The organism is Rhodothermales bacterium (genome assembly GCA_039944855.1).
Classification (GTDB): domain Bacteria; phylum Bacteroidota; class Rhodothermia; order Rhodothermales; family JANQRZ01; genus JBBSMX01.
In genome coordinates this window covers 118,985-143,717 of record JBDUXZ010000005.1, presented here as the reverse complement: position 1 = coordinate 143,717, position 24,733 = coordinate 118,985, and the positions used below count along the sequence as shown (strand labels likewise).

26 protein-coding genes are annotated in these 24,733 nt (G+C 68.3%); 13 read left to right on the top strand and 13 right to left on the bottom strand.

What is annotated here, in order from left to right:
- Nucleotides 1–92: 92 nt before the first annotated feature.
- Nucleotides 93–1,514, top strand: a complete 1,422-nt coding sequence (gene rseP, locus ABJF88_03195) for an RIP metalloprotease RseP (GenBank protein MEP0545910.1) — start codon at nt 93–95, stop codon at nt 1,512–1,514.
- A 56-nt stretch (nt 1,515–1,570) separates the two neighbouring features.
- Here the strand turns inward: rseP and ABJF88_03190 are convergent, their stop codons facing one another.
- Entirely contained in the window at nt 1,571–2,050 is a 480-nt protein-coding gene (locus ABJF88_03190; GenBank protein MEP0545909.1) for a hypothetical protein, read from the bottom strand.
- A gap of 256 nt (nt 2,051–2,306) precedes the next feature.
- Here ABJF88_03190 and ABJF88_03185 point away from each other — a divergent pair, with 256 nt between their 5' ends.
- From ABJF88_03185 to ABJF88_03135, 11 genes are all read left to right on the top strand, one after another.
- Nucleotides 2,307–3,122, top strand: a complete 816-nt coding sequence (locus ABJF88_03185) for an isoprenyl transferase (GenBank protein ID MEP0545908.1) — start codon at nt 2,307–2,309, stop codon at nt 3,120–3,122.
- A gap of 131 nt (nt 3,123–3,253) precedes the next feature.
- Nucleotides 3,254–5,776, top strand: a complete 2,523-nt coding sequence (gene bamA, locus ABJF88_03180; protein MEP0545907.1) for an outer membrane protein assembly factor BamA — start codon at nt 3,254–3,256, stop codon at nt 5,774–5,776.
- 47 nt (nt 5,777–5,823) lie between these two features.
- Complete coding sequence (locus tag ABJF88_03175) at nt 5,824–6,354, top strand: OmpH family outer membrane protein (protein ID MEP0545906.1); 531 nt, start codon at nt 5,824–5,826, stop codon at nt 6,352–6,354.
- Between the two features lie 82 nt (nt 6,355–6,436).
- The gene (locus ABJF88_03170; GenBank protein ID MEP0545905.1) at nt 6,437–7,021 is read left to right on the top strand and encodes an OmpH family outer membrane protein; all 585 of its coding nucleotides are present in this window, start codon (nt 6,437–6,439) and stop codon (nt 7,019–7,021) included.
- Between the two features lie 138 nt (nt 7,022–7,159).
- A complete protein-coding gene (panB, locus tag ABJF88_03165; GenBank protein ID MEP0545904.1) occupies nt 7,160–7,999 on the top strand; it encodes a 3-methyl-2-oxobutanoate hydroxymethyltransferase in 840 nt (279 codons plus the stop codon).
- 90 nt (nt 8,000–8,089) lie between these two features.
- Entirely contained in the window at nt 8,090–8,920 is an 831-nt protein-coding gene (surE, locus tag ABJF88_03160; GenBank protein ID MEP0545903.1) for a 5'/3'-nucleotidase SurE, read from the top strand.
- A gap of 76 nt (nt 8,921–8,996) precedes the next feature.
- Nucleotides 8,997–9,815 (top strand): DUF547 domain-containing protein, encoded by an 819-nt coding sequence (locus tag ABJF88_03155; GenBank protein MEP0545902.1) that lies wholly within the window; start codon nt 8,997–8,999, stop codon nt 9,813–9,815.
- On the top strand, nt 9,812–10,297 hold the full coding sequence (gene bcp / locus ABJF88_03150; protein MEP0545901.1) for a thioredoxin-dependent thiol peroxidase: 486 nt from the start codon (nt 9,812–9,814) through the stop codon (nt 10,295–10,297). The genes ABJF88_03155 and bcp overlap by 4 nt, the downstream gene beginning before the upstream one ends.
- Nucleotides 10,298–10,381: 84 nt before the next feature.
- A complete protein-coding gene (gene gatB, locus ABJF88_03145; protein MEP0545900.1) occupies nt 10,382–11,851 on the top strand; it encodes an Asp-tRNA(Asn)/Glu-tRNA(Gln) amidotransferase subunit GatB in 1,470 nt (489 codons plus the stop codon).
- A gap of 50 nt (nt 11,852–11,901) precedes the next feature.
- The gene (tpiA, locus tag ABJF88_03140; GenBank protein MEP0545899.1) at nt 11,902–12,657 is read left to right on the top strand and encodes a triose-phosphate isomerase; all 756 of its coding nucleotides are present in this window, start codon (nt 11,902–11,904) and stop codon (nt 12,655–12,657) included.
- Between the two features lie 62 nt (nt 12,658–12,719).
- Nucleotides 12,720–14,081: a GWxTD domain-containing protein gene (locus ABJF88_03135; protein ID MEP0545898.1), complete on the top strand. Its 1,362-nt coding sequence runs from the start codon at nt 12,720–12,722 to the stop codon at nt 14,079–14,081.
- Nucleotides 14,082–14,142: 61 nt separating this feature from the next.
- Here ABJF88_03135 and ABJF88_03130 read toward each other — a convergent pair whose 3' ends face one another.
- The 11 genes from ABJF88_03130 to ABJF88_03080 form a co-directional block, all read right to left on the bottom strand.
- A complete protein-coding gene (locus tag ABJF88_03130; protein ID MEP0545897.1) occupies nt 14,143–14,490 on the bottom strand; it encodes a zinc ribbon domain-containing protein in 348 nt (115 codons plus the stop codon).
- A 186-nt stretch (nt 14,491–14,676) separates the two neighbouring features.
- A complete protein-coding gene (locus tag ABJF88_03125) occupies nt 14,677–15,072 on the bottom strand; it encodes a hypothetical protein (protein MEP0545896.1) in 396 nt (131 codons plus the stop codon).
- A gap of 80 nt (nt 15,073–15,152) precedes the next feature.
- Complete coding sequence (locus tag ABJF88_03120; protein MEP0545895.1) at nt 15,153–16,814, bottom strand: ATP-binding protein; 1,662 nt, start codon at nt 16,812–16,814, stop codon at nt 15,153–15,155.
- A gap of 64 nt (nt 16,815–16,878) precedes the next feature.
- Nucleotides 16,879–17,148: a hypothetical protein gene (locus ABJF88_03115; protein MEP0545894.1), complete on the bottom strand. Its 270-nt coding sequence runs from the start codon at nt 17,146–17,148 to the stop codon at nt 16,879–16,881.
- 130 nt (nt 17,149–17,278) lie between these two features.
- Complete coding sequence (rlmN, locus tag ABJF88_03110; protein ID MEP0545893.1) at nt 17,279–18,355, bottom strand: 23S rRNA (adenine(2503)-C(2))-methyltransferase RlmN; 1,077 nt, start codon at nt 18,353–18,355, stop codon at nt 17,279–17,281.
- A gap of 98 nt (nt 18,356–18,453) precedes the next feature.
- Nucleotides 18,454–18,879 (bottom strand): YqaA family protein, encoded by a 426-nt coding sequence (locus ABJF88_03105; protein MEP0545892.1) that lies wholly within the window; start codon nt 18,877–18,879, stop codon nt 18,454–18,456.
- 10 nt (nt 18,880–18,889) lie between these two features.
- A complete protein-coding gene (locus tag ABJF88_03100) occupies nt 18,890–19,933 on the bottom strand; it encodes an AI-2E family transporter (protein ID MEP0545891.1) in 1,044 nt (347 codons plus the stop codon).
- A gap of 55 nt (nt 19,934–19,988) precedes the next feature.
- On the bottom strand, nt 19,989–20,501 hold the full coding sequence (locus tag ABJF88_03095) for a hypothetical protein (protein MEP0545890.1): 513 nt from the start codon (nt 20,499–20,501) through the stop codon (nt 19,989–19,991).
- Between the two features lie 6 nt (nt 20,502–20,507).
- Nucleotides 20,508–21,119 carry a hypothetical protein gene (locus ABJF88_03090; GenBank protein MEP0545889.1) on the bottom strand — a complete coding sequence of 204 codons (612 nt, stop codon included), beginning with the start codon at nt 21,117–21,119 and terminating at the stop codon, nt 20,508–20,510.
- Between the two features lie 53 nt (nt 21,120–21,172).
- On the bottom strand, nt 21,173–21,955 hold the full coding sequence (locus tag ABJF88_03085) for an ABC transporter permease (GenBank protein MEP0545888.1): 783 nt from the start codon (nt 21,953–21,955) through the stop codon (nt 21,173–21,175).
- A complete protein-coding gene (locus ABJF88_03080; GenBank protein MEP0545887.1) occupies nt 21,952–22,947 on the bottom strand; it encodes an ABC transporter ATP-binding protein in 996 nt (331 codons plus the stop codon). Before ABJF88_03080 ends, ABJF88_03085 begins: the two co-directional genes overlap by 4 nt.
- Nucleotides 22,948–23,038: 91 nt before the next feature.
- Here ABJF88_03080 and ABJF88_03075 point away from each other — a divergent pair, with 91 nt between their 5' ends.
- Nucleotides 23,039–23,635, top strand: a complete 597-nt coding sequence (locus tag ABJF88_03075; protein ID MEP0545886.1) for a hypothetical protein — start codon at nt 23,039–23,041, stop codon at nt 23,633–23,635.
- A 2-nt stretch (nt 23,636–23,637) separates the two neighbouring features.
- Here ABJF88_03075 and cyoE read toward each other — a convergent pair whose 3' ends face one another.
- Nucleotides 23,638–24,606 carry a heme o synthase gene (cyoE, locus tag ABJF88_03070; protein ID MEP0545885.1) on the bottom strand — a complete coding sequence of 323 codons (969 nt, stop codon included), beginning with the start codon at nt 24,604–24,606 and terminating at the stop codon, nt 23,638–23,640.
- Nucleotides 24,607–24,733 lie beyond the last annotated feature (127 nt).

Sequence of the window (24,733 nt, the reverse complement as noted above, 5' to 3'; positions counted from 1 at the left end):
ACGCTCGGGGGTTTGCCATCCGTTAGACGCCAAGCGACGGACCCCCGCTTCTGGACCTCCGCCTACGGACCACTGACCAAAGACCCCCACCGATGGACCTCGTCCTCACGATTCTCTCCTACATTTTCTGGGTCGGCCTCGCGCTCGGCATCCTCGTGTTCATCCACGAGCTCGGCCACTTCCTCGCGGCGAAGCTGTTCAAGATGCGCGTCGAGCAGTTCTCGATCGGCTTCCCGCCGCGCATCGTGAGCAAGACCGTCGGCGAGACGGAGTACCGGATCGGGGCGATCCCGCTCGGCGGCTACGTCAAAATCACGGGGATGATCGACGAGTCCCTCGACACCGAGCACCTCGACCAGGAGCCGCAGCCCTACGAGTTCCGCGCGAAGCCGGTGTGGCAGCGGATCGTCGTGATCACGGCCGGGGTGATCTTCAACTTCATCCTCGCCTTCGCCATCTTCATCGGGCTGAAGTGGGGCTACGGCGATACGTACATCCCCGCCGAGAACGTCCGCGCGGTCTACGTCGCCGACGGCTCGCTTGCCTCCGACATCGGCTTCCGCACCGGCGACCGCCTCCTCGCCGTCAACGGCGAGCCGCTCCGCGAGTTCGACCCGACCGGCGGCATCGCCGCGCTCTCGGCCGACCGCGCGACCTACACCGTCGAGCGCGGTGGGGAGGAGGTTACGCTCACCGCACCCGAGGACTTCGCCTCCCAGCTGAACCGCGCGAAAGGCGAGTTCGGCGTCGACCCCTGGCCGGCGCTCGTGGGGAACGTGATCGGCGGCGACCCCGCCGCCGAGGCAGGCATCCGTCCGGGGGACCGGATCGTCGCCGTCGACGGCGAGCCCGTCACGTTCTGGATCCAGATGTCGGAAGCGATTCAGGAGTCGGAGGGCCGGCCCATCACCGTGCGCTGGACCCGCGCCGACTCACTCCTGACCGAGGACGCGACGCTCGAACCCGTCGAGCGCACGGCCGACTACGCCGTGTTCGAAGCGGCCGTGACGCCGAAGAGCGGGACGGTCGGCGACGATGAGGAGCCGCGCTTTATGCTCGGGATCAACGCGCCGTCGGCGGAGATGCTGAAGCAGGAGTTTGGCGTCGAGCGACGGGAGTACGGGCTCGGAGAAGCCGTCGTGGCCGGGAGCGCCGAGACCGTGGGCTGGATCGGGCTCTACGGCCAGCTCATCGGCCGGCTCTTCACCGGGAAGGACGACGTGCGCGAGAGCGTCGGCGGCCCCGTGATGATCGCGCAGGCGACGAAGCAAGCGGCCGACGCCGGGATGCAGCAGTTCTGGTTCATGGTGGCGATGCTCTCGATCGCCCTCGCCGTGTTCAACATCCTCCCGATCCCGGTCCTCGACGGCGGCCACCTCGTGTTCCTGCTCTACGAGGGGATCACGCGGCGCGAGCCCTCGGTGCGGGTCCGCGTCGTCGTGCAGCAGGTCGGCTTCGTGCTGCTCCTCGCCTTCATGGCCTTCGTCATCTTCAACGACTTCACCCGGCTCTGAGATGAGTGGAAGACGGTAAAACAGTGTTCTGCCGCAAAACAGTGTTCTGCCGCGCTTCACCCCTGCACAGGGAATACCCACTCCATCCCTCGGGGGGCACGTATCGGGGCTACGTGATAAGGGTCGAAATAGAGCCGAAGGGTGTCACTCGTCCCAACAGGCGTGAGGAGGTACGAATCCACGATGACGACGCCTTCCGGCCTCGGGGGACCGTGAGGTGCAGGCTGTGCCGAGGCGGAGTCCGGGGCAACGGTGTACATCGATGTTCGCGTCACCACTTGCAGTGGCTTCCCGTCCTTCCTTAGGCGCGCGATCATCTCCGATGAGGCCTGTATTCCCTTGAAGGGGCCGTAGCGTCCGATCCGGATAGCGTCCTCGGGCGTGCGGCCGTAGGTCTCACTCTGCGCGACCTCTACCTCGGCGAAGAGTGCGTTGTACTCCGCAAGCGTAAGAGGCTCCCTCGGCCATTCGAACCCGCGATGCGGGGCTGAGCACGCCGCGAGAAGGAGGAAGACGAGGAGCAGGAGATGCTTCATGAAATTGATCGGGGCTGGAGGCGGCGGCAGAACCATTGGTTGGGTGGAAATGCCACCCTATAATTCCGACGTGGCAGCGTGGGCGGAAGGATGGAAGGTACAGTAGGTCGGCGTGCTGCCTGCCTCGACTTTGGCTGACTGGCTTCGGTCAGTACGGGACCTGGAGCACAAACATCGTAGCCCGCGTTTCGGTAGACTTTTCACGCGCGGCACACGAGGGCAGGAAGGGGCGCTCCGTACCTTTCCATGCTGAAGCATGACCCCATCCCGCCCCGTGCCCATCGTCTCCCTCACCAAAGAGCCGCAGACCGACGCCGACGCCGCCCGTCAGCGGGCGTTGCAGGCGCGCGGCGAGATCCCCGTCCACATCGCCGCCATCATGGACGGTAACGGGCGGTGGGCGAAGCAGCAGGGGCAGAGCCGCGTCGCCGGGCACCGCGAGGGCGTCGAGTCCGTCCGCGACATCACCGAGGCGTGCGCGCAGATCGGCGTGCAACACCTCACGCTCTACACGTTCTCGACCGAGAACTGGCAGCGCCCGCCGACCGAGGTCGTCGCGCTGATGGAACTCCTCGTCCGCACGATCCGCCGCGAGGTGAGCCGGCTGCAGGACAACAACATCCGCGTGCAGACCCTCGGCGAGCTCGACCGGCTGCCGAAGCGGGCCGCCGCCGAGATGCGCGAGGCCGAGGAGTTGACGAAGCACAACACGCGGATGACGCTCAACCTCGCCCTGTCGTACAGCGGGCGGTGGGAGCTCGCCCGCGCCGCCCGGCTCATCGCCGCAGAGGTGGCCGCTGGCCGGCTCGATCCCGCCGAGGTCGACGAAGAGGCCGTCGCGTCGCGCCTGACGACCGCCGGGATGCCCGACCCCGACCTCCTCATCCGCACGGGCGGCGACGTCCGCGTGTCGAACTTCCTGCTCTGGCAGCTCGCCTACACCGAGATCCACGTCACCGAGCGCTTCTGGCCGGCCTTCCGCCGCGAGCAGCTCTACACCGCCATCGAAGACTTCCAGAACCGCGAGCGCCGGTTCGGCCGCGTGCAGCCGGACGTTGCGCCGGCACACTGACAGGCACCGCAGCCGCGCAATAACCCCGCCGCAGCCAGCGTTCGTAAGCCGAACCGATGCCCTCTGCGGAGCGCCTGCCCCGCCGTTCCCCGCGTCGCCAGCGCCCGCCGACCCGCGCCCACCCTCCCGATATGACCTTCCCGCCGTTGACTCGACCGTTCCTATTTCTCTGCGCCCTCCTCGCCGTCGTCGCGGTCCCATCCGCCCACGCGCAGGGGATCGGGCAGCCGCTGGCGCAGGCCGGCCCCACCTCGTACGAGGTGCTCGGCGTGTCCGTCGAGGGCGTCACGGACGAAACGGCGCGGCAGTTCGTGCTCCAGTCCAGCGGCCTCCGCGTCGGGCAGTCGGTCACGCTCCCCGGCGACCAGGCCATCTCCGACGCCATCCGCCGGCTCTACGAACTCGGCAACTTCACCGACATCGACGTGATGGCCGACCGGTTCGTCGGCAACGGGGTGTTCCTCACCATCAAGGTGGAGGAGGTGCCCCGCCTCAGCGAGATCAAGTTCGAGGGCGTCAAAGGCGGCGACCGCGACGAGCTCCGCAAGCAGATCCCGCTCCTGCGCGGCCGGGCGCTCCGCCCCGCCGACATCGAGCGCGCCGAGCAGGTCATCCACGAGTACTTCTCCGACAAGGGCTTCCGCCTCGTCACGATCGACACGCAGCAGGAGGCGATGCCGGACGGGAATGTGACGGTGACGTTCGACGTCAGCCGTGGCCAGAAAGTGGAGATCGGCGACGTGGACTTCGAGGGCAACCAGGCGTTCAGCGACAAGAAGCTGCGGAAGCAGTTGGATAACACGCCCGAGGACCGGTGGTGGCGCTTCTGGGGTGCGTCGACCTTCGACAAGCAAGGGTTCGAAGAGGACAAGCAGAACCTCATCGCCTACTACAACGACCGCGGCTACTACAGCGCTCGCATCCTCCAGGACTCCGTCTACCTCGACACCAGCGGCGGGGAGCCGGAAGTCGTCGTCGCCATCGAGGTGGAGGAGGGGCCGCAGTACCACGTCCGCGACGTAGCGTTCGAGGGCAACGTCGAGTACACCGACGAGCAGCTCCGGCAGGCGCTCGCCCTCGCGCGCGGCGAGGTCTACAGCCGCAGCCGGCTCGAAAGCTCGCTCTACTACAACCCGCAGCACACCGACATCACCTCGCTCTACTCGGACCGCGGCTACCTCCGCTTCAACATCCAGCCGCAGATCACCGAAGTCGCCGGCGACTCGCTCGACATCACGTTCGAGATCGACGAGGGCGACGTGTACGAGTTCGGCGAGGTCACGGTGAAGGGGAATACGCGGACGAAGGAGCACGTCATTCGCCGCCAGATCCGCACGATCCCCGGCCAGACCTACAGCCGACAGGCCATCGAGCGCTCGATTCGCGAGCTGATTCAGCTCGGCTATTTCGACCAGGCCAAGCTCGCCGAGGGCCCGCGCGTGTCGATCGATGAGGAGGCGAAGGTGGTCAACCTCACGTACAACCTCGTCGAGACCGGGGGCGACCAGCTCGAGCTCTCGGGCGGCTGGGGCGGCGGCGGCTACGGGCTCATCCTCCAAGCCCGTGTCGCGTTCAACAACTTCTCGATCCAGAACCTCTTCAACGGCTCGGCCTGGCAGCCGGTGCCGTCGGGCGACGGACAGCAGCTCGCGCTCTCCGTGCAGACGAGCGGGCTCCGCTACCAGAGCTACTCCGTGACGTTCACCGAGCCGTGGTTCCGCGGGCGCAACACGCCCATCGGCGGCTCGCTCTCGTACACCTACCGCGACTTCACGAACAACACGAGTGTCATCGGGCTCGACGACCCGACGAGCAACAGCGACGACCTCAGCTTCTCGACCTTCGGCGCCCGGCTGTTCTATCGCCAGGGGCTGAAGTGGCCGGACGACTTCTTCCAGACCGGCACCGACCTCAGCTACCGGCTCTACAGCATCAACGGCGAGTCGCTGAGCCGGAGCTACCGGCTGCCCGAGGGGCGGAGCCAGGAGCTCACCGTCAAGCAGAGCCTGACGCGGAACTCGTTCGACTCGCCGCAATTCCCGACGGTCGGCTCCAGCCTCCTGCTCTCGGCCGAGGTCGCGGCGCCGCTGCCGGGCTTTATCCAGTACCACAAGGAGGAGTTCAAGACGCGGTGGGTCACGCCGATCGCCGGCCGCCTCGCGCTCGACTTCAGCGGGGACTTCGGCTACATCGGCTCGCTCAACGGCGACGACGTGGAGTTCCAACGCTACCTCGTCGGCGGCTCGCCGCTCGAGGCGCAGAGCACGTTCCAGGGCTACGGGAAGGACATCATCTTCATGCGCGGCTACCCGACGCTCGCGATCACGCCCCTGCAGAATGGGCAGCGTGTCGGCGGTCGGATCCTCAACAAGTACTCGATGGAGGCGCGCATCGTGGCGATCCAGACGCCGCAGTTCACCGCCGCGCCGTACGCGTTCATCGACGCGGCCAATACGTGGAACAGCTTCGACGACTACAACCCGTTCAAGCTCTACCGCTCGGCCGGCTTCGGCGCCAAGCTGTTCCTCCCGTTCCTCGGCCTGATCGACCTCAACTACGGCTACCAGATCGACTCGTTCTCGGACTTCCGCAACGGGGCGCCCCTCGAGGTGAAGCCGCAGTGGCGCTTCCAGTTCTCGCTCGGCGGCGGGTGAGCCGGCCCCGCGATCTACCTTCTCGCTTGTCCACCAAACAAGACGCCATGCGCCCCCTTCTGCTCTCGTTGCTGACGCTCCTCGCCGTCGCCCCGGCGGCGGCGCAGCAGCGCATCGCCTACATCGACTCGGAGGCCGTGCTCGACCAGATCACGGAATACCGCACCGTGCAGGCCAATCTGGACCGCCTCGCACAGCAGTGGCAGGCCGAGCTCAACCAGATCCAGCAGCAAGTAGACGCGCTCGTGCGTGACTTCGAGGCGCGGGAATTGCTCTTCACCGAAGCGGAGCGCGATCGCAAGCGCGCCGAGATCACGGCGAAGGAGCAAGAGCTCGACTCCAAGCGGACGCAGCGCTTCGGACCCGAGGGCGAGCTCTTCCGCGAGCAGCAGCGCCAGATGCGGCCCGTGCAGGAGCGCGTCCTCGCCGCCATCGAAGAGGTGGCCGAGGCGGAAGACTACGACTACGTCTTCGACAAGAGCGGTGACTTCCTCTTCCTCTTCGCCAAGCCCGACCTCAACATCTCCGACCTCGTGCTCGAAGAGCTCGGGATCGAAGCGGGCCGCGGCGGCAGCTGACGCCCCATTGGCAATACCTCGCACAGACGCCCCGGCGGGGCGTCTCTACCCTGAATTCGACCACCACCATCACAACGATTCCATGACCGTGTTTAACCGACTCGTTTTCACCGCGGCGCTCGCCGTGCTCTTCGCTTCCGCCTTCGCGGCTCCCGCCGCCCAGGCCCAGTCCACCCCGACGATCGGCTACACCGATTACGAGCTGATCATCGTGCAGATGCCGGAGTACCGCACGCTCCAGCAGACGCTGCAGGCGCAGGCACAGAAGGACCAGCAGGAACTCGCCGCGCAGGAGCAGGCGATCCAGCAGAAGTTCGCCGAGTACCAGGACCAGAGCGGCGTGCTCTCGCCCGAGGCCCGGCAGACGCGCGAGCAGGAGATCGTCCAGATGCAGACCGACCTCCAGCAGGACCAGCAGCGCCGCCTCCAGGGCCTCGACCGGCAGCAGAACGAACTGCTCCAGCCGCTCCTCGAGAAGCTGCAGGTCGCGATCGACGAGGTCGCCACGGCGCGCGGGCTCCAGCTCGTCCTCTCCAGCCGCGTCTCGACCGAGCCCGTGATCCTCTTCGCCGGGGCCAACACGGTCGACGTGACGGCCGAGGTGATGAGCAAGCTCGGCATCAGCATGACGCAGAGCGAGGGCGCCGCGCCCACCGGCGCCAACTAGGCCGGACCTGCTCCGCACGATTTCGAAGGCCTCCGTCGGTTCGGCGGGGGCCTTCGAGTGTTCTCCGTGCCCGGGCCGGTTGATAGCAGAGGATGCCGTCGTTAACCTTCCGACTTTCTGTCACCTTCCGCGCCGCCGATGAGCACCCAACTCGCCTCCGTCACCACGCTCGAAGACCGCACGAAGCGCGTCACCACGCAGACGCTGCAGGAGATGCGCCGCGCCGGTACGCCCATCGCTATGCTCACGGCGTACGACTTCACGAGCGCCCGCATCCTCGACGGCGCCGGGATCGACGTGCTCCTCGTCGGCGACTCCGCCTCGAACGTGATGGCGGGGAACGAGACGACGCTGCCGATCACGCTAGAGCACATGATCTACCACGCGCAGTGCGTCGTGCGCGGCGTGGCGCGGGCGCTCGTCGTCGTGGACCTCCCGTTTGGGACGTACCAGGGCAACTCGAAAGAGGCGCTTGTCTCGGCGATCCGCGTGATGAAGGAGACGGGGGCGCACGCCGTCAAGCTCGAGGGCGGCGCCGTCGCGCTCGAAGCCGTCGAGCGCATCCTCTCGGCGGGGATCCCGGTGATGGGCCACCTCGGGCTCACCCCGCAGAGCATCTACAAGTTCGGGACGTACCGCGTCCGCGCCCGCGAAGAGGACGAGGCCGAGCAGGTCCGGCAGGATGCGAAGCTGCTCGAAGAGGCCGGCTGCTTCGCGATCGTGCTCGAAAAGATTCCCGCCGCGCTCGCCGCCGACGTCACCGAGTCGATTTCGGTCCCCACGATCGGGATCGGCGCGGGGGCGGGGTGCAGCGGGCAGGTCCTCGTCACGCACGACATGCTCGGGCTGACGAAGGACTTCCACCCCCGCTTCGTCCGCCGCTACGCCGACCTCGCCGACGTCGCCCACGGGGCCGTCGAGGCGTACATCGAAGACGTGCGGAGCCGCGCCTTCCCGACGACCGACGAGAGCTACTGACCGGGATGCGGATTGCGTGATGCGTGAACTCTAGGGCGAGCGCGCGGTACCTCCCAAACTCACGCACCACGATCCACGCACCACCCGCCCATGCCCCGCTCGACCCCGCCGCTCCACACCTCGCCCGACCGCCCGCTCATCCTGCTCACGAACGACGACGGGATCGACGCGAACGGGCTCGCCGCGCTCGCCGCCGCGCTCGACGGGCTCGGCGACCTCGCCGTCGTCGCGCCCGCGCGGGAGCAGAGCGCCGTCGGCCACGCCATCACTGTCCGCGACCCCGTCCGCGCGCACGGGTGGCCGTTCGAGGTCCCGTCGGGCGAGGCGTGGGCCCGCGCCGTCACCGGTACGCCCGCCGACTGCGTCAAGCTCGCCTGCCAGAAATTGCTGCCGCGCCGCCCCGACCTCGTCGTGAGCGGGATCAACCACGGGCCGAACACGGCCGTCAACGTGATCTACTCCGGCACCGTCAGCGCCGCCACCGAGGCGACGATCCTCGGCATCCCCGCCGTCGCCGTCTCGCTCTGCTCGTGGGACCCCGAGGCCGACTTCGAGGCCGCCGGCCGTTTTGCCCGCCACCTCGCCGAGCGCGTACTCGCCGAGGGCCTCGCGCCCGGCACGCTCCTCAACGTGAACGTCCCGCCCGGCGACTACGACGCGATTCGCGGCATCGAGATCACCAGGCAGGCGCGGGCGCGGTGGGAGGAGGAGTTCCACGAACGCCGCGATCCGTTCGACCGGCCCTACTACTGGCTCGGCGGCGAGTTCATCGACCTCGACGAAGGCCACGACACGGACCTCGCTGCGATCAAAGCAGGCTACGTGTCGGTGACGCCGCTTCACCACGACATGACGGCTTACGACCAACTCGACGCGCTTGCCGGGTGGTCACGGAATGGCCGCGCGTCGGGCGAGGAGTGAGCGGAATGTGATGCCCTTGACCGGACCTGCGCGGGGGAGCAGGACGTTGGATGCCCACTCTCCATCTGAAACCCTCATGCCTGTGTTTCGCCTGCTCCTTCTCGCACCCGCTCTGCTCCTCGCAGCTTGCCTTTCGAACGCATCGGTGCAGTCCATCGAGCCGGATCGGCCCGTTTCTGCACCGACGTCCTTCGACCACAGCGCGTTCAGCGCCCTCCTCGCCGATGTTGTGGACGAGCGCGGGTTCGTCGATTACGCCGCGCTCGCGGCCGACCCCGCGCCGCTCGACGGCTACCTCGGTCGCCTCGCCGCCACCGATCCGTCGGCGCTCTCCGACGACGACCGGCTCGCGTTCTGGCTCAACGTGTACAACGCGTACACCCTCAAGCTCGTCGTCGATAACTACCCAATCGACAGCATCCACGACGTCGTCAGCGGGGCGTTCATCCCGCTCGTCAACACGCCGTTCAAGGTCGAGTTCGTCACGGTCGGCGGGGATGTGATGACGCTGGACGGCGTCGAGCACGGCACGATCCGCGAGGAGTTCGACGAGCCGCGGATCCACTTCGCGCTCGTCTGCGCAGCGATCAGCTGCCCGCCTCTCCGCGCCGAAGCCTACGTCGGCGACCGCCTCGACACGCAGCTCGAGGAACAGGGCCGCATCTTCCTATCGAACCCTGCGAAGAACCGTGTGCCGGCGGATGCGGAGACGATCCGCCTCTCCAAGATCTTCGACTGGTTCGGTGGCGACTTCGGCGATGACGACGCGGCGCTGCAAGCGTTCATCGCCCCCTACTTCGACGGCGACGTGCGCGACCGCCTCGCGCGCGGCGCCTACGACATCGAGTTCCTCAGCTACGACTGGTCCCTCAACGACACGAACGACGACCCATGAGCACCACAACGATGCCCGCCGCCGGCGATCCGGCCCCCGATTTTACCGCCACCACCGGCTCGGGCGACACCGTTCGCCTCGCCGACTACCGCGGCCGGTGGGTCCTCCTCTATTTCTATCCCAAGGACGACACGCCCGGCTGTACGAAGCAGGCCTGCAACCTCCGCGATAACATGGCCTCGCTCGAACGCGACGGCATCGCCGTCCTCGGCGTCTCCGGCGACGACGAGGCCTCGCACGAGCGGTTCGCCGAGAAGTACGACCTCCCGTTCCCGCTCCTCGCCGATCCGGAGCACGAGCTCATGGAGCGCTACGGCGTCTGGGGCGAGAAAAACTTCTACGGCAAAAAGACCATCGGGACAAAGCGCACGACGTTTCTGATCGACGGCGACGGCATCGTCCGCCACGTCTTCAAGCGGCCGAAGACGGGCGAGCACGCCGAAGAGGTGCGAGCGAAGCGCGACGAACTGATGGGCGGCTGACACCCGGCGGTGCCCGCCGTTATCTTGTCGCCGACCGCACGGTTGCCCGTTTTCTCCCGTCCCACCTCGCCGACGTTCTGCCCCGTGGTTGCCTCCGCTACCGAGTACGAGATCGTGATCGGGCTCGAAGTCCACGCCCAACTCCTGACTGCCACGAAGGCGTTCAGCCCGGAATCCGCCGCGTTCGGCGCCGAGGCGAACGACCACGTCGACCCCGTCTCGCTCGGCCATCCGGGCACGCTGCCCGTGCTCAACAGCGGCGTCGTGGCGGCGACGCTGCGGATGGGGCTCGCGACGCACGGCACGATCGCCGAGCGGTCGGTGTTCGCGCGCAAGCACTATTTCTATCCCGACCTGCCGAAGGGGTATCAGATCTCGCAGTTCGAAACACCGATCTGCGAGGGTGGTTACGTCGAGATCGAGACGGAGGACGGCGGCCACAAGCGGATCGGGCTCACGCGGATCCACATGGAAGAGGACGCCGGCAAGCTCGTCCACGACCGCGATCCATACGCTTCGCTTGTGGATCACAACCGCTGCGGCGTGCCGCTGATTGAGATTGTATCGGAGCCGGACCTCCGCAGCGCGGCCGACGCGGGGGCGTACGTCCGCGCGATTCGGCAGACCGTCCGCTACCTCGGGATCTGCGACGGGAATATGGAAGAGGGCTCGCTCCGCTGTGATGCGAACGTCTCGGTCCGCCCGCGCGGGCAGGCGGCGCTGGGGACGAAGGCCGAGATCAAAAACCTCAACTCGATCCGCAACGTCGAGCGGGCGATCGCCTTCGAAGCCGAGCGGCAGAGGCGGCTGATCGAGAGCGGGGGAGAGGTCGTGCAGGAAACGCGGCTGTGGGATGCCGATGCCCTCGTCACGCGGTCGATGCGCTCGAAGGAAGAGGCCCACGACTACCGCTACTTCCCCGACCCCGACCTCGCCCCCGTCGTCGTGTCGGAGGAAATGCTGGAGGCCGTGCGGGGCGCGATGCCGGAGCTGCCCGCCGCCCGCCGCCGCCGCTTCGCCGAAACGCTCGGCCTGCCGGAGTACGACGCCGCACTGCTCACCGAAGACCGCGCCACCGCCGACTATTTCGACGCCGCACTCGCCGCGCTTGCCGACGCGCCCTCGCACGACGAGGCCAAGGCCGTCTCCAACTTCGTCATGGGCGACGTGCTCCGCGTCGTGAACGAGCGCGGAACCGAGATCGCCGCGTTCCCCGTCGAGCCCGAACGGCTGGCCGCGCTCGTCCGCCTCCGCCTCGACGACCGGCTGAGCTCGACCTCGGCCACCGACGTGTTCGACGCGATGCTGGAAAGCCCGGACGCGCCGGACGCGATTGCCGAGGCGCGGAATCTCATGCAAGTCTCCGACGCGAGCGCGCTCGAACCCGCCGTCGACGCCGTGCTCGCCGAGCACCCGGACAATGTCGCCGCCTACCGCGCCGGCAAGCAGGCGCTGATCGGCTTCTTCATCGGTCAGGTGATGAAGTCCTTCCCCGGCTCCCCCGACCCCAAGCTCGTCCGCACCTTACTTAAAGAAAAGCTCGAAGTGGAATGATCGGCGCTCGACGCTACGCATTCCATCCTCACATTTCAACCCCTCGAACGATGCTGATCGCCGGAAATTGGAAGATGAACACCGACCTCGCCGAAGCCGTCCGGCTCGCCTCGGACGTGGCGCGCGCCGTCGACGGAGGCGGAGACGCCGTCACCGTGGCGATTTGCCCGCCCTTCGTCTCGCTCGAAGCAGCTGCCGAGATCACCCGCGATACGCCCGTCCGGCTCGGGGCACAGAACATGCACGAGGCCGAGAGCGGCGCGTTCACGGGCGAAATCTCCGCGCCGATGCTGGCGTCGGTCGGCTGCGACTACGTCATCCTCGGCCACTCCGAGCGGCGGCAGCTCTTCGGCGAGACCGACAAAGGCGTGAACCGCAAGCTGAACGCCGCGCTCCAGCACGGCCTCGTCCCGATCCTCTGCGTCGGCGAAACGCTGGAGCAGCGCGAGGCGGGGGACGAGGAGCGGGTCGTCGGCGAACAGCTTCGCGCTGCGCTCGACGGCGTGCGGATCGACGAGGCGTCGGACCTCGTCGTGGCGTACGAGCCGGTGTGGGCGATCGGGACGGGGAAGACGGCCTCGCCCGAGCAGGCGCAGGCGATGCACCGCTTCGTCCGCGAGCGCCTCGCCGACGCGCTCGGCGAGACCGGCCGCGCGGTCGAGCTCCTCTACGGCGGCAGCGTCAAGCCGGACAACGCGGCCGAGCTCTTCGCGCAGCCCGACATCGACGGCGGTCTGATCGGCGGGGCGAGCCTCGACGCGACGAGCTTTGCGGCGATTGTGAACGCCGCCCGCCAGCAAGGCTAAGGTCGACGAATTCGATGCGAGACGGAGCGAGGGGGGCGAAGGCGAGGCGCATCGGCGGCCCGGTGCTCGGGCTGCTATGCCTCGCGCTCTGGTCGGCCTGCTCCGGCCCCTCCGCGCTCGACGGCCCGAACGCTGGTCGTTCCGTCTCGTACGAGCCCGGCGTTCCGAGCTTCGACCTGGAGGCAATCCCGACCGTGCGCGACGGGCAACCGGGGGTCGACGTGTACACCAGCATTCCCCGCGCCTCGCTCGTCTTCACGACGACGGACTCGACATTCGTCGCGCGCTACGACCTCGCCCTGCGCATCCGCGACGAGCAGGGGCGCGAGACGGAGTGGTTCTCGTCGTTCCGCGACACCCTCTCTGCCCCCACGGCCGAGGCGGCGCGGTCGTTCGACCGGGTCTGGCAGGCGGAGCGCATCCCGCTCGCGCCCGGCACGTATGTCGTCGAAGGTGTGCTCGAAGACGGGGAGAGTGGCGAGGAGGCCGTGCGTCGTCAGCGCGTCGAGGTCTTTGCACGCGACGGCGTGCCCCGGCTGAGCCGCCCGCTCGTGCTCGCCGATGCGGTGTGGGGCGAGCCCGCGGCTCCGGTCGTCGCGCTGCATACGCCCGCGCGGCGCGATTCGCTACAGACGCAGGTCGAGGTCTACGACGCGCCGGCCGGGTCCGCGCTGGCGCTGCGCATCCTCCGGCTCCGGGCCGACACCACCGTCGCGCTGCCCCCATTCTGGCTCGCGCCTCCGCGCGGCTCACTCACGTATCGCGGCGTCGATGACGAGGCGGCCGACACCGTCGCGACCGAGCGCGTGCGGCTCGCTGGGATGGAGTCGGTGACGTTCGATCTCCCGGCCCTCCCGATGGGCCTCTACCGGCTCGACTTCCAACTTCTCGCGCCCGACGGGACGACGCTCGCTCGCCAACGCCGCGCGCTATCCGTGAAGGGGGCGGCCTTCCCCCAACTCGCCACGCTCGCGGAACTGGTGGACGCCCTCGACTACATCGCATACCCACGCGAGATGGAACTCATCGCCTCCGGCACCACGCCGAGCGAGCGTCGCCGCCGCTTCGATGCGTTCTGGGGCGGGCTCGTCTCCGACCGCCGCGTCGCATCGAACCTGCTCCGGCAGTATTACGAGCGCGTTGAGGAAGCGAACCTCCTGTTTACCTCGTACAAGCTGGGCTGGAAGACTGACCGTGGGATGCTCTACGTCATCTACGGCGCGCCCGACTACGTCGAGGTGACGTTCGAGGGCGAGGTGTGGCACTACGGCTACGACCCGGAAAACCCCGCGACGTCGTTCATTTTCGAGCGGGTCGACGAGGCGGGCGACGGGTTCGGTCACTACGTCCTCGTGCGCCAGCCGCTCTACGAGCAGGCGTGGACGCGGGCCATCGACCGCTGGCGGAGAGGGGAAGCACTCTGACGTAAAAAAGCGTGGGCGCACCGCTCGGCACGCCCACGCTAAAGCTCGCTGCAGCCGGCGCTCAGTCGCTTTTCGACTTCGGTGAACTCTCGGACGTTGCGCTGCTTTTCGCATCGGACTTCGGCGCGGCGGCCGTTTCAGAGGCAGACTCGGCCTTCGACTCGGACTTGGCCGACGAGCCTTCGGAGGAGCCTTCGGAGGAGCCTTCGCTGGAAGCCCCGCTCTGCCCCTTGCGCGCGTAGTCGGTCAGGTAGAAGCCGGTGCCTTTGAAGATCAGCCCGGCCCCGCCGCCGATCACGCGCTCGATGGGCTCTCCCGTCTCGGGGTCGACGGTGAGCGCGTCGTCGGAGATGCGTTGGGTCACTTCGAACGTGGTGCCGTCGGGGCGGCGATAGACGTACGTGGGCATAGTAAATCGGATCGGGGAGGATAAAACCGCGCCGGTGTACCGGAGCCCGGCTGCCAGGGTTCCAGCCTCGCGATCAGCGATGCGTTCCCTTATGGAAGATCCGACCGGCAACCGGGCGGGGCGATGGATCAAGAAAAAGGGCCCCCGCTTCGTGTGAAGCGAGGGCCCAGATGCTAATACGCAGGGCTACTGTCCGACAGAGATGGTTCGTGATCCGATGCCCAGCACGGCGTTGTTCGCGTCGAGGGCCTGCACGGTGATGCGCACGGTTCCCGAGCGGACGCCGGTCAACGCGAAGAGGCGGAGGGTCGGGTCGCTGGGCTCGCCGCTCACTTGACCCCGGTCGATGGAATCCTGGGACCAGTCGTATCGGACGACGCCCGGCACGGGCTCCGCGCGGTAATCTCCCGTCGCGCCGATAGCGAGCGCACCCGGCCCTTTGACGTAGATCGAGTTCTCCACCGGGGCCGGGGCCAGAGGCGGGACGTCCGGTTGGAATTGCTCGTCGACGAGCGCGTCGCGGCAGCCGGCGAAGGCGAACAACCCGAGGAGCAACAGCAGAGGAGCACGGCGAGCGGTCATGGCAATCTCGAAGGGTGGACGTGATTGTTAAGGATAGTAGAAGCGAAGGCCTGACGCAAGGGCCCTGCCGCATGGCGTCGTCAAAAGAGGTCGCCGAGCTGGGCTTGCATCTCCGACGCCGTGCCGGTCGGGCGGCCGTCGGCGAGGGCGGCGAAGAACGCCTCATCGTAGAGCCGGCTCTGGATCACGACCGGCATCGGGACAGCGTGGCCGAGGAGGAGGGCCTGCTGCTTCGAGTCGAGCGAGGCGAGGACCTGCCGCAGCGCGCTCGCCCCGCTCGTGCCGACGAGCGCGGCGTTGATGTCCTTCTCGTCGTTGAGCTGGGCGACGATCTTCGTCCCGATCTGGCTCAGCACCTCCTCGTCGATCCCGCTCGGGCGCTGGTCCACGATGAGGAGGCTGACGGAGAACTTCCGCATCTCGCGCGCGATCTTCCCGAACGGCGTCTCCTTCGCCGTCTGAGGACCGAGGAATTTGTGCGCCTCCTCGATCGTGATCATGAGTTGGCGCGGTTCGTCGGCGGGGTCCTGCGTGGCCTCGAACCGCTCGTACTTCTGTTCGTAGCGGGCGCGGAGCCGTCGTGTGATGACGTTCGCGACGAGGAGGTAGACGAGGAGGGAGTTGTGTTGCCCGAACTCCAGCACGACCGACTTCCCCGCTTCGATGCTTTCGAGGAGTTCGTCGAGCACGTCGCGGTGGCGCTCCGTCCGGTCGAGGTGGAAGAACGGGAGGCCGTCGAGCCGGTCGAGCTTCCGCTTGAGCGCGGAGAGCGAGCCGGGGTGCGCGCCCGTCCGCTCGGCCATCTCTTCGATCTCGGCGCCGTCGGCGCGGAGGAGGGCGGCGAGCCAGCCGTCGCCGTAGACTTTTTTCAAGCCGTACGTGCTCTCGGCGGCGGTCGGGTTGAGGTTGAGCGTGTCGCGGAGCGGGAGGATGTCCTCGGGCTCGACCTGATTCGCGTAGAGGTGGACCTCGACGTCGGGGCTCTGGCCGCGCCGCCGTGTCGAAGCGGGGTCGAGCGAGAAGACGTGGACGCGGCCGGGAAAGAGCTGCTTGAGGCCGGGGACGCGGCCCGAGCCTTCGCCGCCCGTCTCGGTCCGTGCCGTGAACCCGTACTCGTTGTGCATGTCGAAGACGAGGTTGACGGCGCGGCCGGTCTTGATCGTCCCGCAGAGGAGGAGCCGCGTGAGGAAGCTCTTGCCCGTACCCGTCTTACCGAAGACGGCGTTCGAGCGCTCGACGAGGCGCGCGAGGTCGAGGCAGACCGGCGTGTCCATGTCGAGCGGCGTGCCGACCTGGAAGTAGCGGTCGCCGCCGTCGAGGGCTTCGCTGCCGAAGACGCGGGCGACATCGTCCTCGTTCGCCTCGCCGACGATCGAGAAGTGGGCGGGGACGGTCTTGACCGGGAGCGGGGTGTCGTCGCCCAGCCCTTGCTCCATCATCAGCATCGGCTTGAGGCTAACGGTGGCGTACGTACCGGAGCCCTGCATCACGCGCCGGAGCAGTTCGTCCTCGGGGCCGGGCGGGTGGAGAAGGATGCCCTCGTTCGCCGCCTCGATGCGCACGTCCGTGATCATCGAGAAGAAGTCGTACGTCTCGCCCTCGACGACACAAAACTTCCCGGCGCGGACGGTTTCCACCGACCGGCCGGGATCGTGTTTCATCTCGACGCCGCCGTTGAGCGAGCCGTGCGTGAGCACGCCGAGGCGGCGCCGTTTTTCGTCGGGTCGGATGGGCGATTCCACAGGGGGCGAGGTAGGTGAGTGGGGGACCCCCCGAACCTACGACACCCCGCGCCCGGACGGAACCCTAGCGGTCCACGTCGGGCTTGAGCACGCCGTCCCCGCGGCGGCCTTTCTCGCCGAAGAGCTTGTCGAGCACGCCCTCCTTCGTAAGCAGCGTCGTGAGCCCGATGAGGGCCGATTCGACGAGGAGGCGGCGGACGACGCCGAGCCGGAAGACGGTCTTCACCGTGCCGATCACGATCTTGATCAAGAGGGGAAAGACGAGCAGCGCGGCGAGGAAAGCGACGACGGTTTCGAACGTAGCGTTACCGATGCCGGGTCGGGAGGAGGCCATGAGATGCGAAGCGAAGTGGGTGAGGGGAGGTGGGGGTCGTATACCGGTGAACCCGCCCGCGCGGTTCCATCGAAAGGGCGTGGGATAAAGGGAGAAAGGTGAAGGCGGAGCATCTCGTTCCCTCCGATCCTCACCCTTTGCTAGCAAGCTGTCCGCAGGCCGCGTCGATGTCCTGTCCCCGGCTGCGGCGAACGGTTACGCGCACACCTTCATCCACGAGCACGCCGATGAACCGGTTGAGCTGTGCCTCGTCGGTCGGGGCGAAGTCGGTGCCGGCGACGGGGTTGTACATGATGAGGTTGACCTTGCTCGGCGCCCACCGCGCAACCGCGGCGAGGTGGCGCGCGTCGGCCTCGCTGTCGTTGACGCCCGAGAACATACAGTACTCGTAGGTGACGCGCTTGGCGGTCCGGGTGTGGTAATGCTGGACGGCGTCTTTGAGCGCTCCGAGGTCGGTCTTCTCCGAGCGGTTGACGGGCATGATCGCGCTCCGCTGCGCGTCCGTCGGGGCGTGGAGCGAGATCGCGAGGTTGAACGGTGCGCCGTCGTCGGCGAGGGCGCGGATGCGGCGGGCGAGGCCGACGGTGGAGACGGTGACGCGCTTCGGGCTCAGGCCGAGCCCGTCGGGGTCGGAGAGGAGGGCGGCGCTCTTGAGCACGGCGGCGTAGTTCTGCAGCGGCTCGCCCATCCCCATGTAGACCACGTTCGTGATGCCGCGCCCGAAGCGCTCCTCGGCGACCTCGTTCATCCGGCGGACCTGGTCGAAGATCTCGCCCGCCGTGAGGTTCTGGTGGAAGCCCATCAGCCCCGTCGCGCAGAAGTGGCACCCCATCGCGCAGCCGACCTGGCTGGAGACGCAGACCGTCAGCCGCTTCGGCTTTCCCTCGGCGTCGAAGTCGGGGATCAGCACGCTCTCGACTTCGCGGCCGGAGGGGAGACGAAAGAGGGACTTCACGGTCTGATCCGTCGCCGTCTGCCGCTGCACCTCGTCGAGCCCGGAGATCGCGGCGACGGCTTCGAGCCGGTCGCGGAACGCCTGCGGGAGGTCCGTCATCGACGTGAAGTCGGCGGCGCCTTTGCCGTAGAGCCACTTGAAGAGCTGCCGCCCGCGGAACGCCGGCTGCCCGAGCGAGGCGGCGAACGCTTCGAGCTCGGCGCGGTCCATCGCCTTGAGGTCGGCGCGGCGGGCGGAGGGGGAGAGTTCCAAAACGGGAGCGGTTGGTCAGCCACGTACTATCCGCCGAGGCCGTGCGCGGTTCTGCGAGGATAGGCAAACGGGCGTGAATTTCCCCCGGCGGAGCCGCATCAGAACAGACCCGCAATGAGGAGGTAGCGGCCGACGCGGAGCGAGAACACGACGAGGGCGAAGAGCCCGAACGACACCCGCGCGATCCCCGCCACGACCGTCAGCGGGTCGCCGACGACGGGGGCCCACGAGAGGAGCAGGCTCGCCCAGCCGTAGCGGTCCATCCATCCCAGCGCCTTCCGCCCGCCGCGCGACGCCGTCATGCGCGCTTCGGTCTTCTCGCGGAAGAACCAGCCCAGCCCGTAGTTCACCGTGCAGGCGAGGCAGTTGCCGAGGGAGCACGCCGTCACGGCTTCGGCCGGCGGCACGCCCGCCGCGAGCCCCGCCACGAGCGCGACCTCCGACGAGAAAGGCACGAGCGTCGCCGCGAGGAAGGAGACGAGGAAGAGCCCGAGCGGCCCCGCCTCCGCCAGTGATTCGATCAAAAGGGCGTCCTCACGTCGTAAGCGAGTGTTCGTCCTCCTCGGCCCGCGTCAGCAGGCGCGCCACCCACTCGGTCTGCGGGATGTGTTTGAACACGAGGACGGCCGCCGCCGTAATGGGCACGGCGATGAACGCGCCGGGGATGCCCCACAGCCAGCCCCAGAACGTGATGGCGACGAGCACGACGAGCGCGGAGAGTTCGAGGTAGCGGCCCTGCAGCTTCGGGTCCACGTACGCGCCGAGGACGATCTCGATGAGTCCGAGCCCGGCGAGGAGCGCGGGCGCCTGCCACCCGATCCCGTATTGCAGGAGGGCGAAGAGCACCGGCGGGACGACGGCCACGAGCGAGCCGAGCGTGGGGATAAAGTTGAGCACAAACGCGAGGAGCCCCCACAGGAGGGCGAAGTCGATGCCCATCGCCCAGCACAGCAGGCCGGTCAATACGCCCGTCAAGAGGGCCGTGAACGATTGGACGAGGAGGAAGCGCTGGACCTGCGCGGCGATCTTCGCGGCCGTCCCGATGGCGTCCGCAGAGAACGGGTCGTCGAAGCGACGGCGGAGCTTCTGCTTCCAGCGGTCGACCTCGACGATGGCGAGGGTGAAGAGGGCGATGACGAGGACGAGGTAGCCGAGCACGCTCCACACGTTCGACGCGAGGCGCTCGGCGAAGCCGACGATCCGGTCCGAAGACAGGCTCGCGCTCTCGCCCGAGCCACCGTCGATCGCGCCGAAGAACGACGCGACCGAGGCCCGGAGCGAGGCGAATTCCTGCTCGTAGCGCCCAATCCCTTCGAGCACTTCGTCGACCGTGAACCAGATTGCGCCGACGAACGCGCCGAGCACGGCGAAGACGGCGAGGAGCGTGGCGACGAGGGCGACGCCCGTCGGGACGTGCTTGTCGAGCCGCTTGTAGAGCGGCCAGAACAGGATGACGGTGAAGAGTGCGAAGGCGAGCGGCATCGTCACCGGCTTCGTGGCCTTCAGCGCGGCGACGACGAAGATGACGACGAGGACGGCGACGAGCCGACGGAGCGTCCGGTTGGGGTCGGCGGGCATGGCAGAGGGGAAAGGGAGAGGAGCCTTCCCTTTACACCCCAGACCCGCCGCGGGTTCAGAAGTAGACCGTCGCCAGCACGGCCGCGCCCGTGTTGACGTTGATATTGCCCGGATTCCCGAACCGCGCCGACTCCTCGCCCGACAGCGTGAGGTTGAGTTGGCCCTCAACGCCGAGGCTGAATTTCGGCGCCAGGAACGCCTCGGCCCCGAACGCGCCGCCGACGAGAAAGTCGACCGTCGAGTCGAGGTCGGGGCCGTCCTCGGGCTGGGAGGGGGAGAAGAAGAGGACGCCGCCCCGGAGCGCGACGTACGGCGAGACCTCGGCCACGCGGCGGTAGAACCGGGCCGCGAGCCCAGCGCGGAGGTCGAGCCCGACATCCTGCCCGAAGGCGAGCCCGATGCTCGGGATGATCGCCGTGCTCGGCCCCGTCCACATCGGAATGAGGAGGTCGAACTGCCCGGCTTGCACCGAGGCGCTGAGGCCGGTGCCCGGCGCGGGTTCGGTCTGCGCGAGGGCGAGCGGGGCGAGGAGGAGCAGGAGGACGAGGAGAGGGAGCGAGCGCGTCATCGGGAGTCAGTTGTCGTAAGGGGAGTCGGGGGTGTAGAGCACATCCTGCCAGGCGATAGCGTAGGGCGTTTGGACGTAGATGCGATAGTAGCCGAAAGGAATCGCGCGACCGGTCGTCTCGGCCGGAGTCCACAAAACCTCATGCCGACCTGCCGTGCGGGGTCCGTCCGAGAGGACGACGATGGGGAGGCCGCCGGGGCGATACACCCACGCCCCCTGCTCGGAAGTGGCCAGCGGTTCCGTCGCTCCCGGTGGATTAGCGGCGACGACGAACACCGACACGTGATCCGCTCGCGGCAGATCGACCGAGAAAATGACGGTGCGCCAGAAGGGGTTCGGATAGGCGGGGCCGACCGAGAAGTCGAGCGGGAGGGCTCCGCCTTCACCGCCGCCGGTATCGCCCAACGGGGGGCGCCTCGTGCCGATCAGCCCGCTGCGGCCCGGCCCCGGACCGAGCACGCCGAGGAACGTATTGTTCTCGTCGCGGATCTCGATGGCGCCGGCAGTCGGGGTGAGGCCACCGGGGGCGCGGAGGACGGAGGTCTCGGAAGCGCTGTCGCAGCCGCCCGCAACGAGGGCGACTACGAGGGCGAGCAGCAGGAGCGGAGCAGGGCGCATCGGCAGAGGCATCGGGCGAAAGGGCGCGAAGCTAACGCATCGACCGAGGATCGTCAACGCGCCGATCCCTGAAATAAGGGGCGTCGCACCGTCCACACGGCGAGGGCGAGGACCAGGACCGCGAAGGCGAAGCTCACGCCGAGCGTCACCGTAAGCGGGAGGCCGACGCCAGGTGCCTCAGCGGGGAGATACAACCCCTGTCGGATCGCGGCGACGCCGTAGAACGCAGGGTTCGCGTACATCACCCAGCGCAGCACGGCGGGCACGCCCTCGACCGGGAAGAACGCGCCCGAGAGGAACCACATCGGGAGGAGGAACAGGTTCATCACGGCGTGGAAGCCCCGCGTCGTGTCCAGCCGCCACGCGATCGTGAAGCCGAGCGCGGTGAACGCGAGCGCCATCAGCACGACGGCGGCGACGATGACGAGCAGCCCCGCGAGCCCCGGCGTCAGCCCGACGAGCGGCGCGAGGAGGAGGAACAGCACGGCCTCGGCGACGGCGAGCGTCGTCCCGCCAGAGACGAGTCCGAGCACGATCGTCGTGCGCGGGACAGGGGCGACGAGCGCGGCTTGCAGGAACCCCTCCTGCCGCTCCTGCACGACGGAGATCGTCGAGAAAATCGCGGTGAAGAGGAGGATGAGCGCGATGATGCCGGGGTAGAGGTATTCGAGGTAGCCCACCTCGCCCGCGCCGGGCATCTGAAATGACCCGTAGAACCCGAGCCCGAGGAGGACCCAGAACCCGAGCGGCTGCACGAGCGCGCCGATGAGGCGGCTGCGGTCGCGGAGGAACTTGGTGATCTCGCGGTGCCAGAGCGCGTGGATGACGGCGATCATGTGGTCGAGGGTTGGGGTTCGAAGTCGGGGGCCTGCTCCGCGCCGGACGCTGAAGCCTCGGCCTCAAACCCTCGCCCGGTCCGCGCGGCGAACACATCGTCGAGCGTGGGACGGCGGACGGTGGCGGAGTCGATCTGTGTCGGGAACGCGGCGTAGACGCGGGCGAGCACGGCGGGCGCGTCGTCGGCCTCGACCATCACCGCAGCGCCGACGATCCGCGAGACGAGCCCGAACCGATCGCCGAGGGCATTGGCGAGGGCGTCGGCGTCTTTCGATTCCAGCCAGAGCGTCTCGTCGCCGAGTTCGGCCGTCAGCGTGTCCGGCTCGCCGAGGGCGACGAGGCGGCCCCGGTCGAGAATCGCGACGCGGTCGCAGCGGGCGGCCTCTTCCATGAGGTGCGTGGCGACGACGATCGTCGTGCCTTCGTCGCGGCGGAGGCGGGCGAGCGCGGCCCAGAGGTCGCGGCGGGCCGTCGGGTCGAGGCCCGTCGTCGGCTCGTCGAGGAGGAGGAGGGCGGGGCGGTGAAGGAGGCCGCGGGCGAGATCGGCGCGGCGCGTTAGACCGCCGGAGAGGGTCTTCACGCGGTCGCCCGCGCGGTCGGTGAGGCCGAAGACGTCGAGGAGCGCGCCGATGCGGGCGTCGAGCACGCTTCCGCCGAGGCCGACGAGGACACCGTGGAAGCGGAGGTTCTCACGGACCGTCAGCTCGGCGTCGAGCGCGGGCTGCTGGAAGACGACGCCGAGGCTGCGGCGGACGGCTTCAGGCTCGGCGGCGGTGTCGTGGCCGAGCACGGCGGCGGACCCGGCCGAGGGCGGCATGAGCGTCGTCACGATGCGGAACAGCGTCGTCTTCCCGCCGCCGTTGGGGCCGAGGAGGCCGAACAGCTCGCCGGATCCAACCTCAAACGTGAGGCCGGCCAGGGCGCGGTGCTCGCCGTAGGTGTGGGCGAGGTCGCGGACGGCGAGGGCGGGAGGAGATGATTCTGTAACCAAAGGACTTGTCGGTGGGCGAGACTTCATTATTCTTAGCAAGGTGAGGCGCTTCGTCTCCGGTACTCCCGTTCCACGAATTCCCCGCGACCCCATGGCTGACTTCCGCCCCGAACTCGACGACGTGCTCCGCGTGATGAGCGAGAAGAACCACCGAATCTACGCGCACCCCGGTGGCTTCGACCTCAACCTCGTCGGCATCCGCACCCGGTCGATGGTCCCGCACCGCTTCGACGACTGGGTGACGGTGTTCTACCGCTCGCACGGTCGCTGGATCTACATGGCCTTCCCGGCGACGACGGACCCCGGCGTCTACTGGCTCGGCAACCCGATGAACACGTTCGGGACCGCGGTGCTGAAGGAGGGGCAGTATCGGAGCGCGTACCGTATCGGCACGCACAAGGGGTACAAAGCGCTCGAACAGAACAGCCCCCTCACCGTCATCCGCGATTACAACCGCGACGGGGTGATCGACTACGCGTCGGGGCGGGAGGACACGGGCATGTTCAAACTCAACATCCACCGCGCCTCGCGCTTCAACGAAAGCGTGAACGTGGACCGGTGGTCGGCCGGGTGCCAGGTGCTGTGCGACCCGCTCCAGTTCAACTACTTCCTGAGCGTATGCGAGAAAGGCGCGGCGGCCTTCGGGAATACGTTCACCTACACGCTGCTGCACGAGCGGGACTTTTAGCGTCAGAGCAGGAAGTGGTCGGCGATGACGAGGGTGACGAAGGTCGGGACGTAGACGATCGAGGCGAGGAGGAGGCGGCGGGCCCGCTCGGGCGAGGGCTCGTTGTAGAACGAGAAGGCGGGGAGCGTGAACCACGTGCCGAGCGCGCCCATCCCGACGAGGTACAGCCAGCCCGCCGCGCCGAGCGCCGCCGGGACGACGCCGGCCACGAGGAGCGCGAGCGTCGCCCCGAGCGCAAGCAGCGCTGTCGAGCGCCCGTCAGGCTCGACGACGGGCAGCATCACGAAGCCCCCGCGCGCGTAGTCCTCGCGGTACATCCACGCGAGGGAGAAGAAGTGGGGGAGTTGCCAGAGGAAGAGGATCGCGAAGATGGCCCAGCCCGTCGCGCCGAGCGACCCCGTCGCCGCCGCGAAGCCGCCGAGGGCGGGGAGCGCGCCGGGCACCGCACCGACGAGGGTGTTGTACTTCGTGCGCCGCTTGAGCGGGGTATAGATGAGGAGGTAGCTGAACGCCGTAGCCACAGCGAGCCCCGTCGTCAGGGGGTTGACGAAGGCGAGGAGCAGGGCGAGGCCGAGCGCGATCGTAGCAAGGCCGTAGCCGAGCACGAAGCCGGGGGTGACGCGGCCGGTGGGGAGCGGTCGCTCCTGCGTCCGCTCCATCTTCGCGTCGTGCTCGCGCTCCCACCAGTGGTTGAGCGCGCCGCTGCCGCCCGCCGTCAGCGCCGTCCCAGCGAGGAGCGCCACGAGCCGGACGAGGTCGATGCCGGCCGTCGTGCCGAGGAGGTAGCCCGCCGCCGCCGTCGTGACGACGAAGAGGCTGATGCCGGGCTTGAGCAACTCCCGGAGGTCGGCAGCGCGCGTGGGCGCGGCGCGGAGCGTGACGGAACCGGTCGAGGGGGGCGGGGGCATCCGACGGACGGGGGCGGAGAGGACCCCGCGCGAGCGGGGCAGGCTGTGGGCGTCTGTGCTCATGCGCTCGCGAGGGTCGGGGAGGCGGGCCGCAGCAGCGCACGGGGCGCCGACCTGGCCGGAGCGTAATCAACCACAGGAGCGAGGGGCCGTTCCGTTAATTAATGAGGAGGATCGGGCGCATTAAACA

Coding starts and splice junctions, on each gene's coding strand:
- rseP (MEP0545910.1), top strand. CDS start 93: ATGGACCTCGTCCTCACGATTCTCTCCTACATTTTCTGGGTCGGCCTC.
- ABJF88_03190 (MEP0545909.1), bottom strand. CDS start 2,050: ATGAAGCATCTCCTGCTCCTCGTCTTCCTCCTTCTCGCGGCGTGCTCA.
- ABJF88_03185 (MEP0545908.1), top strand. CDS start 2,307: ATGACCCCATCCCGCCCCGTGCCCATCGTCTCCCTCACCAAAGAGCCG.
- bamA (MEP0545907.1), top strand. CDS start 3,254: ATGACCTTCCCGCCGTTGACTCGACCGTTCCTATTTCTCTGCGCCCTC.
- ABJF88_03175 (MEP0545906.1), top strand. CDS start 5,824: ATGCGCCCCCTTCTGCTCTCGTTGCTGACGCTCCTCGCCGTCGCCCCG.
- ABJF88_03170 (MEP0545905.1), top strand. CDS start 6,437: ATGACCGTGTTTAACCGACTCGTTTTCACCGCGGCGCTCGCCGTGCTC.
- panB (MEP0545904.1), top strand. CDS start 7,160: ATGAGCACCCAACTCGCCTCCGTCACCACGCTCGAAGACCGCACGAAG.
- surE (MEP0545903.1), top strand. CDS start 8,090: ATGCCCCGCTCGACCCCGCCGCTCCACACCTCGCCCGACCGCCCGCTC.
- ABJF88_03155 (MEP0545902.1), top strand. CDS start 8,997: ATGCCTGTGTTTCGCCTGCTCCTTCTCGCACCCGCTCTGCTCCTCGCA.
- bcp (MEP0545901.1), top strand. CDS start 9,812: ATGAGCACCACAACGATGCCCGCCGCCGGCGATCCGGCCCCCGATTTT.
- tpiA (MEP0545899.1), top strand. CDS start 11,902: ATGCTGATCGCCGGAAATTGGAAGATGAACACCGACCTCGCCGAAGCC.
- ABJF88_03130 (MEP0545897.1), bottom strand. CDS start 14,490: ATGCCCACGTACGTCTATCGCCGCCCCGACGGCACCACGTTCGAAGTG.
- ABJF88_03125 (MEP0545896.1), bottom strand. CDS start 15,072: ATGACCGCTCGCCGTGCTCCTCTGCTGTTGCTCCTCGGGTTGTTCGCC.
- ABJF88_03115 (MEP0545894.1), bottom strand. CDS start 17,148: ATGGCCTCCTCCCGACCCGGCATCGGTAACGCTACGTTCGAAACCGTC.
- ABJF88_03100 (MEP0545891.1), bottom strand. CDS start 19,933: ATGCCCGCCGACCCCAACCGGACGCTCCGTCGGCTCGTCGCCGTCCTC.
- ABJF88_03095 (MEP0545890.1), bottom strand. CDS start 20,501: ATGACGCGCTCGCTCCCTCTCCTCGTCCTCCTGCTCCTCCTCGCCCCG.
- ABJF88_03090 (MEP0545889.1), bottom strand. CDS start 21,119: ATGCGCCCTGCTCCGCTCCTGCTGCTCGCCCTCGTAGTCGCCCTCGTT.
- ABJF88_03085 (MEP0545888.1), bottom strand. CDS start 21,955: ATGATCGCCGTCATCCACGCGCTCTGGCACCGCGAGATCACCAAGTTC.
- ABJF88_03075 (MEP0545886.1), top strand. CDS start 23,039: ATGGCTGACTTCCGCCCCGAACTCGACGACGTGCTCCGCGTGATGAGC.
- cyoE (MEP0545885.1), bottom strand. CDS start 24,606: ATGAGCACAGACGCCCACAGCCTGCCCCGCTCGCGCGGGGTCCTCTCC.